We start from the raw sequence: 10,645 nt of genomic DNA, 5'->3' as shown, positions 1-10,645 counted from the left end.
CATCTTTGTCCCCTAACTTTCGGCGAGTCCCCCCAGACTTTTTGAGAAGCTTCGCCTGATTTCTCAATCGATTCCATTGGGGTAAGTGGGGTAGTTTGACTTGTAGAATAGCTGCTTGTAAAGTATCTAAGCGACTATTTTTACCTACCTCTGTGTGATAGTATTTTTTCGGTGCGCCGTAATTCCTTAAAGTTTGAACTTTTTGGGCTACTTCTTCGTCTTTGGTAACAAGCATTCCACCGTTACCAAAAGCACCCAGATTTTTACTGGGATAAAAGCTGAAAGCTGCTCCCATACCGATAGATCCGGCGGTGTACCCTTCTCGTTGGGCTAAATGGGCTTGAGCAGCGTCCTCAAATATGATTATGTTGTGTGCCTGGGCAAAGTCCAGTAAAGCTTTTGGGGAAACCATTTGACCGTATAAATGTACTGGGACAATGGCTTTGGTTTTGGGGGTGATAGCTTTGGTTGCTAAATTTAAATCAATCAGGGCAGTACGGGGATCGCAGTCCACCAAAATCGGTTTTGCTCCTGCCTGAATGATACCCATGACAGTAGCAATAAATGTATTGGCTGGAACTAAAACATGGTCTCCTTGAGTGATACCACAAGCTTGTAGTCCCAATGCGATCGCATCAGTGCCGGAAGTAACTCCGACACCATAATTTACACCGCAAGCTTGGGCAAATTCGGTTTCAAATTCTTTTAATTTTTTTCCTAGAACAAAATCTCCCCGTTGAACAACACTAGCGATCGCTTGTTCGATTTCCGCTTGTATGGGTTGGTGTTGTGGGGTTAAATCTACAAAGGGGACGGTGCGAGAGGCTAAAATCATTGATAATTCGTTTACTTATAGAAAATAACTAAAGTCGATGCTCCATTGTATCCTATGATCTTTGGAGGAGGTATTATCCCTTTTCTCGAACTCATGACACCAAATCTGCTTTAGAAAGTAGATAATCATATTCACCCCACACTCTAACCTAACTAACACTTTATTCTGCAGGTGCAAGATGTGAGTAATAAGAGGATTTATTGTTAGATCGAATAATTATCGGTTATCTGTTTTGGGATCGAAGGCATCCCGTAATCCATCTCCAATATAATTAATACTTAAAACGGTTAAAAAAATAGCTAAACCAGGGAAAAAAGCGGTGTGAGGAGAAGTATTGAGATAATCTTTAGCTTGAAATAACATTTGTCCCCAAGTAGGAACATCGGGAGGAAATCCTAATCCTAAAAAACTCAAAGTAGACTCAGTAATGATAGCATTCCCTACTCCTAAAGTGGCTGCAACGATAATTAGACTCAACACATTAGGAAGCAGATGAATTAAGATAATACGATGAGAACTAGCCCCTAAAGCAACTGCGGCCTTAACAAATTCCATTTCTTTTAATCTTAAAATATTTCCTCTCACCAATCGCGCTACAGACATCCAGTTTAGTCCACCAATGACAATAATAACTAAAATAAAAATACCTAATTCTGGACCGGCAATCTGTTTAATAGGTTCTCTAAATAAATAAACCACTAATAACAATAAAGGTAACTGAGGCAAGGCCAAAAATAAATCTGTGAACCTCATTAAAAAACTGTCAATAATTCCTCCATAAAATCCAGCGATCGCCCCAATAGTTGTCCCTAAAAAAATAGCCACTAACATAGCCAAAATACCTATGGTAAGGGAAATTCTACCACCAAATAGAACTCTTGCTAAAATATCTTGTCCCAAAGAATTTGTCCCGAAGGGATGGGTTAAACTAGGTAAGCTATTTACTTGAGAAAAATCTATTTTGTCGATGGGTACTGGATACATAAATGCTCCCACCATGACAGAAACAACAATAAAAGTCAGGGTAATTAATCCAAAAATCGCTAGAGGATCACGACAAAATTTATGCCAAGTATAAAGTTTTCCCTCCTTTTTCTCTTCGATTAATTCTTTGTTAAAAAGATTCATTGTATGTAAATAAAATAGAACTTAAATCAAAATCTCATTCTTAGCAATGGGATTTTATTGAAAAATAACAGTTATCTTATCTCCCCATTTCAGTTGTAACTTCTCTTGAGCATTCCCCCCATTTACGGCAATTTCTAGCCAACCGTGACTGCCAATTAATGGTATGTTTTCTCCTCTGTTAACATCACCGTAGGTTAAACCAGATTTGATTATTTTATCATCAATTTGAATCAACCAATCTTTGTCCTTCACTTGGTAGGACGAAATATTAGTAATTAAGTTGCCAAAATGATCGATATATTGGATTGATCCTATAATTTTATTTTCTGTAACCTTGGGATGATCTAGAGGAAGACTGACTAAACTATTAAGAGGAATATCTACACCCAACGCTTCTAAAGGAACTCCAGAGGCCAAATGAGACGCAACTGGTGCAAAAATATCTCGACCGTGAAACGTAAAACTAACATTAGGAACACGCCAATAGTCAGTATTAGTTAAAGATACAGCTTTAATAGCAGGATCTTCTAATAAGATACCACTAAATAAACCATTATCTGGCCCTACTAAATAACCACGAGAACACTTAATAGCAATACTTCGCCTCTTGCTTCCCACACCTGGATCAACTACAGCTAAAAACACAGTATTTTTGGGTAAATAAGGGTAAGCATTCATTAAACAAAATCTAGCAGCCCAAATATTTTGGGGGGGAATATAATGGGTAAGGTCAATAATAGAAAGATCAGCATAAATAGAAGACATAACCCCTTTCATAATGCCAACATACCCATCTTCTAAGCCAAAGTCTGTTAAAACAGCGATAGTTTTTGATTGTTTGAACATGGAAATCAAGAAAAAGATGTTTTAATCATTCAAAATAAAATACATGGAGAAAAATTTGTGAAAACAGAAAATAAAATATGATTGTTTCAAGAATATAATCGAGAGGATAAAAAAGAAGATTGAACACTGAATAATATTGCCCTAAATGTCACCAATATTTATCATAAAGTTGATTTCGCTATTGATAATTGTTTGATTTTATCACCATTTTCTAGAAGAATTTGAGGATTAGCTTGTTGAGGGGAAATAACATTAATTTTTCCTTGGGCTTCAATCTTTACACTAGGATTGATTAAAAAGTTACGACCGGATGTGATGGAGTCTAAATTATTGTTCCAAATATTAGCTAACTTTTCTCTAATCTCTTCAAATTCTTTTCTATCTTCAAAATTGACTAAAGTATAATAACGAGGTAAATTTTCAGTAATTACTTCTATGGCGAAAACATCGAATTGAAGTTGAGGACTTTTAGGAAATTTAACCAATTTTCCTGCCAATGTTTCTTCCTGTCCGTGTCTTTCAACCAATCGATCCACAAATTTGATCGGGTTTTCAGCATTCAAAGTTAAGTTTAGATGGGTTGGATGTCCAGGCCATGGTTGTGTTTTGTAGCTGATATCAATCAAATCTCCTCGATATAAATCTTTAGTTAAATCGGGATTTTTGACAAATATAGGTAATATTTTATCTTTATACTCTACTACTAATATTTTCCCTTCACTATTAACAAAATGAACCTTAAAAATAGCATGATTTTTATACTGTAAGTCAGCTGGGATATTCCCTTGATATTGGTAATTTTCGTATCCTGCTAAACCATCCCAAGATTCCATAATAAAAGCAGCTTTAACCACGATATGAGGCTGAGGACTAGGATTTTTGATTAATTTACCTTGTAAACAAACTTGGTCGTGTCTTCCTAGTTTCTTTAAACTTTCTTGGGTTTGCTTATTACCAGGAATAACCGAAAAATGTTGAAAATCAAAGAAATTATCGGGATCGCGAACCGCTAAAACGAAAATATTTTCTTCCGGAACAATGCCATGAATTTCCCCTAATAATCCCGTTGTTTCTAACTCATTACCCAGACTGGATAAATTAATTCCTCGATAAGCTTCTGGGTGATAAACACAAGATTCAGAAACAGGCGAAGCAGAAGCAACTAAAGTAAAGATTCCAGTTATAACAGTGATTATTATTACTAATAGAGAACTTCGGTAACCCTTAATCATTGACATAAAATACACAAAGACGACCTACATTTTAGCGTTTTTTATTCTCACTGGGAGACTTACCGATTCTATTTTAATTTTATTTTTATATATCAACCTAACTACATACCCGAAAAAAGGCGATAAGATCGAGATGAGCTAGAAAAATAATAGATAAATAATATGAGTCAAACCATTACACCATCTCAAAACCACAAGAGTTTAGCCCCCAATATTGTGGGGGACATGGGACAACAAGGCAGTTGGTTTTCAGACTTTTCCCAAGAAACCCTAGCCATGACAAAACGTCTGTTTATCCAACTACAACGCCGTCCCTCAACCCTGATGGCGGGTATTATCCAGCCGTTTATGTGGTTAATTTTGTTTGGCGCGTTATTTTATAACGCCCCTCAAGGACTATTTGGGGGTGATCTTAACTACGCTAAGTTTCTCTCTCCTGGTATAATTGTATTTACCGCATTTTCTGGAGCTTTGAACGCCGGACTTCCAGTGATGTTTGACAGAGAGTTTGGCTTTCTCAACCGTTTACTGGTAGCACCTTTGGCCTCTCGTTACTCCATCGTGGCAGCTTCCACCCTATATATCATTAGTCTCAGCATTATCCAAACAGCAGTGATTGTGGGTGCTAGTGCCATGTTAGGGGCAGGTTTACCTAATATAGCCGGTTTAGCAGCGATCGCTTTAATTGTCTTTTTAATCGTCGCCGGTGTCACAGGGTTAAGTTTAGGGTTAGCGTTTGCCTTACCGGGTCATATCGAACTGATAGCGGTCATTTTCGTAACGAATTTGCCCTTACTGTTTGCTAGTACAGCTTTAGCACCTTTATCCTTCATGGCAGGATGGTTAAAAGTTGTGGCCAGCTTAAACCCGTTAACCTACGCCATTGAACCTATCCGTTATATCTACCTCAACGGAGAATGGTCCCTGGGTAGCGTTGTGATAGAAACCCCTTGGCTTGACATTAATTTTCTTGGGGTTCTCTTATTATTAGTCGGGTTTGATGCCTTAATTTTATTAACCATTCAACCTTTATTGCGCCGTCGTTTCGCTTAATACAAGGATGCGTTAGTCCCCTAGCTAAGACGCTTTGGGGACATCAAAACGATTGGATTTAAACTGACATCTGGCACCAGTACATAAAAACTTAAATTAGTCAGCAGTTCCTCACTCCGTTCCGGCGCTATCGCACAGCGTTCGGCTTTCAGCTAAGAGATGAAAGCGTTAAGCATTGGTTTAATCTCACTCACAGCATAAGATAGAGATTGATATGTTTCAACTGATGGCTGATAGCTGATAGCTGATAGCTAAACGCCTACAAACTAGCCAGTTTTATCGAAGGTGCAAGATGTGAGTTAAAGGGAAAATTTGATAATCTAATTAGGGTGAAAGTAATCATAAATTTCCACGGCTAAAGCTTGACCAATTCCCGATACTTCTTGCAATTTTTCGATAGAAGCATCCCGAATATAATCAACAGAATGAAAATGAGCAAGCAGTTGTTTTTGTCGCTGAAAGCCCAGTCCTGGAATATCGTCTAGGCGGGAATGACGGCTTTTTTTTAACCGTTGTTGACGGTGAAAGGTTACAGCAAATCGATGGGCTTCGTCTCGAACCCTTCTTAATAATTGAACCCCTGGTTGTTCTGGTTGAGTATCTAAAGGTTTAGACTGTCCAGGCAAGAAAATTTCTTCTCGTTTTTTAGCCAAACTAATGACTTGTAAAGTAGGAATAAGATTCATTGATTCTAATACTTTGATAACCGAAGAAAGTTGACCTTTTCCTCCATCGATCATAATTAAGTCTGGATAATCATCTAATTCTAATAACTCTGTTTCCGACTTGTTTTGATAGGAACGAAAACGACGACTTAATACCTCTGCCAAACTAGCAAAATCATCGGAATGACCAATGGTAATGTGAGGATTTTTAATTTTGTAATGACGATAGGATTGTTTTGCCGGAACCCCATCGATGAAAACCACCTGAGAAGCTACAGGATTTGACCCTTGAATATGGGAAATATCGTACCCTTCAATACGATGAGGAAGAGTGGGTAAATCTAATATTTGGGCTAAATCTTCTAATCCTAATAGATTTTGTTGAGCATGACGTTTTGTCTTTTCTAATTCATATCCTGCGTTGCGTTCCACTAAACGGATTAACTCTGCTTTTTGTTGTTTTTGAGGAACAATAATGTTAACTTTTTTTCCCTTCTTTTTCCCTAACCAATCGGCTAAAATATCCGTTTCAGGAAGTATATATTGAGCCAAAATTTCACCAGGTATTTCCACAGGATCGACTTGTAGATAATGTTCTTCTAAAACCCTTTGTAAAATACCTTCTGGGGTTCCTGAAACCGTATCAGAAAAAAAGCCTAATCGTCCCACCAAACGACCAGCACGAATTTGGAATAATTGAACACAAGTATAAGTTTCATCCGCAGCTAAAGCGATGGCATCCCGTGAAATAGTATCATCCGGCAGAGTTACTTTCTGGTCAATTCCTAGCCCTTGAATAGCCTTGATTTGATCCCTAATTTGGGCTGCTTTCTCGAAGTTTAACTGAGTAGCCACCGTCTCCATTTGTGTTGCTAATTTATGTAATAATTCCTCCGTTCTTCCTTGGAAAATCATAGCCACCTTTTCCACTATTTTGTGATAATCTTCAGGAGAAACTAACCCTTGACAAACCCCAGGACAACGACCAATATCGTAGTTTAAACAAGGACGATCTTTAAACAACGGTCGAGGTCGTTGACGCAAGGGAAAAACCCGTTTAACCAAGCGTAATGTTTGCCTTAGTAAATGGGTGTCCACATAAGGGCCATAATAGCGATCCCGTCGATGATTTAAACGTCGTTTACGGGTGATGAAAATCCTGGGATAATTTTCTGACCACGTAATACAAACGTAGGGGTATTTCTTGTCATCTTTGAGTAGAACATTGAAATAGGGCTGATGTTGCTTAATTAGATTCGCTTCTAAAGCTAAAGCTTCTGCTTCAGTATCGGTAACAATAAACTCGATGTTAGCCACCTGTTGAACCATCAAAGTGATGCGAGGGGTGTGATCTTGCCCTGGTTGGAAATAAGAACGGACGCGCGATCGCAACCGTTTAGACTTACCAATGTAGAGAATATCTCCTTGATGATCTTGCATTAAATAGACCCCAGGTTCATTGGGAAATGTCTTTATCTGCTCGTCTAAAATTTCTGAAAGTATTGACAACAACAAAAATTCTCCTAACCGATTCACTCTCTATGTTAAATAGAAATTAAACTACCTCGCAAAAATATAGTTTATGTGGCAGAATCTGAGTAGCTTTACACAAGATAAATGCTGTCCCCTGCAAAGTCGTCATGTCATGACTTTGGGGAATACTAAGTTTACCGCCGGATCACCCCTTTTTGAAAAACCTATAAGAAAATGTCAACTCTAATCTCACCTTTAAAACTAGCAGTAAGTAGTGCTATCTTCGGTTTGACTCTTTTCAACCTCAAACCAGTAGCATCGCAAACCTTCTTTCAGACAACGATTAACTCTCGTCAAGGTACTGGTGCAGATAACTATTCCGATCCCACCAACACTGGTGTTAACTACGGGACATCACGTTTCATTCAGGTAGGTAGTGCTTATGATCCAGCCGACATCAACGATCCAAATGACCCATTTGCGAATCCCCCCTTCGTTGACCCTAATTTCCCACTAGTTCTTGAAGAAGTCGCTCATATTAGGTGGGATTTGTCCAATATCATTAGTGATATTAAAAATAATCATCCTGGTACTTTTCTGGGTAATGTAGATGCTTTTGTGAGTTTGACCCATACTAAAAGCGATCAGAACAATCTCAATGACTTTGACGAGATGGGTGTTGCACGTCCAGGAGGACGAAATGCGCCAACAGTCTTGAGAATTAATAATATTAATGCCTATGAAGTGACAGGAAGTTGGAATGAAAATACTGCAATTAATACTAATGCTCTACCTACACGAAACAACCCACTTCTTCCAGGGAACCCAGTTCTTTTCGAGGGCAATGTCCAATTTAACTTGGATCCTAATAGCCCTAACCGTGTGAATAATTATCAGGGATCTGGACTTAATCAACTGGTTAAAATAATTTTGGACAATAATCTGGATGATAATCCCAGCAATAATGACCCGACTTTATCCATTGCCTTAGAAGCAACTGACATTTTTGACTTCCCTGATTTGAATGCTAATGTTTTTGCTGTTGAGAGTTTCTTTTCGCAAAACGATAATGATGAGTCTTTGAGGCCGAAAATCACCGTTAGATATGAGCTATTGGATGAAGGAACTAAAGTTGAGGGTGGTCCTAACTTCAAAGCTCAAACAAGGGGTGGAGCCTCTGGGGCTGGAGATTGGGAAATTGGGGTTTTTCCTACTAATGATCAAGGAGATGATTTTGACCAACTTAGAGAAGAAAACTGGGTGTGGACTAATGATGAACTGGTGGACTTCGAGTTAGTTTGCGATCCCGATAATGGTAATGTAAATCTAACTTTGAGCAATGGTAACATCACCTCAACAACCCCTGATTTCACAAATGTCCCTTGTGAAAAAATTGACGGATTAAAGATTTTTGCCACGGCTCGCACCAGTGAAGCAGAGATTGAGTACAATATCACGGAGTTTACTGATCTTAATGACAACATAATCCCCATACCTGATCTTTCTGTGTTCCCTCAACAGTTAGGTGCTAATGGTGATGAGGATTTTTTTGCCTTTCCAGGGATTATAGGAGAACAACTGGGAGCTAAAAACATTAAGGGAACAGTGAAAATGTCTTGGGGCCCTGGGGGAGCCCCTCAAAATCCTCGCTCTGGTAGCCTAAATCAGACTTTTCTTATTCCTCTAACCAGAATTCCCAATACTAGCCCTTTACCTGAAGAATCTTTCCCAGATGTGAACGAACGAACTCCTCAAGAGATCCAACAGGAAAGACTTGAGCAATTAGAGTCTGCATCGTCTGTTCCTGAACCCAATTCTATAGCCGCTTTGATCTTTCTTGCAACAACAGGGAGTACATTGAAATTACTTGGCAGAAAACAAGATCAAAATTGATGGAAACTGCTATACATTTACAGTTTTGCCCAATATATTCTAATCTGAGTTCGGTTATCCCAATCCGAACTTGGGTTGTATTTGCCTATCACTCACTTTTTTTACCTTTCGTTAATACAAGAAAAATCCCTGTTAAAATGACGGCAATGGCACTAGAAGATTCAGGTATTTTAGGAGGTTCAGTTTCAGAGGCAAATTCAGTATCTTCACCAAGAAATTGAAATAAAGCATAGGTCACAACATCATCTGTTGCAAGAGGAGCAGGGCTTGAGACTTTATCCCATATACTATTATTGGAACTATTAGAGCTAAGCACATAAGTGATATTCCCGTTGAAGTCTGTAGGTATTCGGTATTCGTTGCTTAGATCATGATTTAAATCTGGATTGAATCCACCGAAAGGACTTGGTGGCACTTTAAGAACCGCAATTTGCCCGTGATCCGTAATATTAGAATTGTTGACTACTTCGTCATTGATAGCTTTATTTATTGCGTTTTGGGTTTTGTCAAGAATATCATTCCCTAGGTCTTGGTTACTCCAAAAACATAGACCTTCCTCTTCACCCACTTGGATTGTGGTTTCAAGACACGAAGCATTAAAACCTGGGTCGTTAGGATCTCCAAAAACAGTGGAATCAGCAACGAATTCACTCCCGCTAAAAGAACCTTCCCTAAAAATTACATTATAAAATCTAACCACTGTATCTTCAGTTACCTGGTCGTTGTTCGGACAATTTATCAAATCACCAGTAAGACAAACTTTGAGATCATCAATGCGTATAATCCGATTATCTGTGATAGAAGGTGAACTTCCTTCTTTACCAATGACAACTGTAACTGCTTCAGCAGAAGAAACAACAGCAAAACTAAGGGTTGTCGCAACCCAAAGAATCATTTGTTTAAGTTTTAGCATACTTTTGAGTTAATAATTCACCAATACTCACCCTTTTCTTATAGCATCATCTTCAAAAAGGCTATCTTAGATAGCTGATTTTTTTTATATTTAAATATTGCAAGAAAAAGTGTTGAAACTATTAGTAATCATTAGAAATATTTTGGAAAAATAAGTTATTATTTCGTTTAAATAATCAATATACATCAACAATAAAATATTTAACTTAAACTCTTTTCATAGAAGCGACAAAAAAGTTAGCTAATATCTATGTATCGAATTAATTAGTTACCTTTGTTAAGATAAGAAAGTAAATTGTTACAAAATAACTAGTCAGACATGAGTTTTCAGTGCTATCTGAAGTTTGTAAATAGGATGAAAAGCTTGATGCCGCAGAGAAAATTGGCTATAGCGTTTCTCGGACTCATGAGGTACACCTAACTTCTGCCTCCTGCCCCCTGCCTTCTGCCTCAAAGAGATAACTTCTGTACCTCACAAGTATGGGAACTGCTATATTTTACATTACTTAACATAGTGTTGTTTATTTGTGTCGGACTACTTATGAGAGTGAGAAGTCATACCAAATCCGCTCTTTTTAACCCCCTTATAAAACCCTTTACTAATAGAT

At 38.0% G+C, this 10,645-nt stretch carries 8 protein-coding genes; 2 read left to right on the top strand and 6 right to left on the bottom strand.

Going from position 1 to position 10,645, the window contains the following annotated elements; all coding sequences use genetic code 11:
- From P9B04_RS06975 to P9B04_RS06960, 4 genes are all read right to left on the bottom strand, one after another.
- Nucleotides 1–835, bottom strand: an 835-nt coding sequence (locus P9B04_RS06975) for a DegT/DnrJ/EryC1/StrS family aminotransferase (RefSeq protein ID WP_342054274.1), incomplete at its 3' end; no start/stop codon positions are given.
- A 216-nt stretch (nucleotides 836–1,051) separates the two neighbouring features.
- Nucleotides 1,052–1,963 carry an ABC transporter permease gene (locus P9B04_RS06970; RefSeq protein ID WP_342054273.1) on the bottom strand — a complete coding sequence of 304 codons (912 nt, stop codon included), beginning with the start codon at nucleotides 1,961–1,963 and terminating at the stop codon, nucleotides 1,052–1,054.
- A gap of 54 nt (nucleotides 1,964–2,017) precedes the next feature.
- Nucleotides 2,018–2,809 carry an SAM hydrolase/SAM-dependent halogenase family protein gene (locus tag P9B04_RS06965; protein ID WP_342054272.1) on the bottom strand — a complete coding sequence of 264 codons (792 nt, stop codon included), beginning with the start codon at nucleotides 2,807–2,809 and terminating at the stop codon, nucleotides 2,018–2,020.
- Between the two features lie 161 nt (nucleotides 2,810–2,970).
- The gene (locus P9B04_RS06960; protein ID WP_342054271.1) at nucleotides 2,971–4,047 is read right to left on the bottom strand and encodes a hypothetical protein; all 1,077 of its coding nucleotides are present in this window, start codon (nucleotides 4,045–4,047) and stop codon (nucleotides 2,971–2,973) included.
- A gap of 156 nt (nucleotides 4,048–4,203) precedes the next feature.
- On the opposite strand from P9B04_RS06960, the gene P9B04_RS06955 reads away from it, so the two are divergent.
- Complete coding sequence (locus P9B04_RS06955; protein WP_342054270.1) at nucleotides 4,204–5,094, top strand: ABC transporter permease; 891 nt, start codon at nucleotides 4,204–4,206, stop codon at nucleotides 5,092–5,094.
- A gap of 320 nt (nucleotides 5,095–5,414) precedes the next feature.
- On the opposite strand, the gene uvrC is transcribed toward P9B04_RS06955, so the two are convergent.
- Nucleotides 5,415–7,199, bottom strand: coding sequence for an excinuclease ABC subunit UvrC (uvrC, locus tag P9B04_RS06950; RefSeq protein ID WP_446717977.1), 1,785 nt, complete (start codon nucleotides 7,197–7,199; stop codon nucleotides 5,415–5,417).
- Nucleotides 7,200–7,466: 267 nt separating this feature from the next.
- On the opposite strand from uvrC, the gene P9B04_RS06945 reads away from it, so the two are divergent.
- A complete protein-coding gene (locus tag P9B04_RS06945; RefSeq protein ID WP_342054268.1) occupies nucleotides 7,467–9,125 on the top strand; it encodes a hypothetical protein in 1,659 nt (552 codons plus the stop codon).
- Nucleotides 9,126–9,213: 88 nt separating this feature from the next.
- On the opposite strand, the gene P9B04_RS06940 is transcribed toward P9B04_RS06945, so the two are convergent.
- Nucleotides 9,214–10,038: a hypothetical protein gene (locus P9B04_RS06940; RefSeq protein WP_342054267.1), complete on the bottom strand. Its 825-nt coding sequence runs from the start codon at nucleotides 10,036–10,038 to the stop codon at nucleotides 9,214–9,216.
- Between the last annotated feature and the right edge of the window lie 607 nt (nucleotides 10,039–10,645).

This window comes from Crocosphaera sp. Alani8 (genome assembly GCF_038442745.1).
Classification (GTDB): Bacteria; Cyanobacteriota; Cyanobacteriia; order Cyanobacteriales; family Microcystaceae; genus Crocosphaera.
The sequence above is the reverse complement of the archived record's forward strand: the minus strand, read 5'-3'. Positions and strand labels throughout refer to the sequence as shown.

Coding starts and splice junctions, on each gene's coding strand:
- P9B04_RS06970 (WP_342054273.1), bottom strand. CDS start 1,963: ATGAATCTTTTTAACAAAGAATTAATCGAAGAGAAAAAGGAGGGAAAA.
- P9B04_RS06965 (WP_342054272.1), bottom strand. CDS start 2,809: ATGTTCAAACAATCAAAAACTATCGCTGTTTTAACAGACTTTGGCTTA.
- P9B04_RS06960 (WP_342054271.1), bottom strand. CDS start 4,047: ATGTCAATGATTAAGGGTTACCGAAGTTCTCTATTAGTAATAATAATC.
- P9B04_RS06955 (WP_342054270.1), top strand. CDS start 4,204: ATGAGTCAAACCATTACACCATCTCAAAACCACAAGAGTTTAGCCCCC.
- uvrC (WP_446717977.1), bottom strand. CDS start 7,199: ATGCAAGATCATCAAGGAGATATTCTCTACATTGGTAAGTCTAAACGG.
- P9B04_RS06945 (WP_342054268.1), top strand. CDS start 7,467: ATGTCAACTCTAATCTCACCTTTAAAACTAGCAGTAAGTAGTGCTATC.
- P9B04_RS06940 (WP_342054267.1), bottom strand. CDS start 10,038: ATGCTAAAACTTAAACAAATGATTCTTTGGGTTGCGACAACCCTTAGT.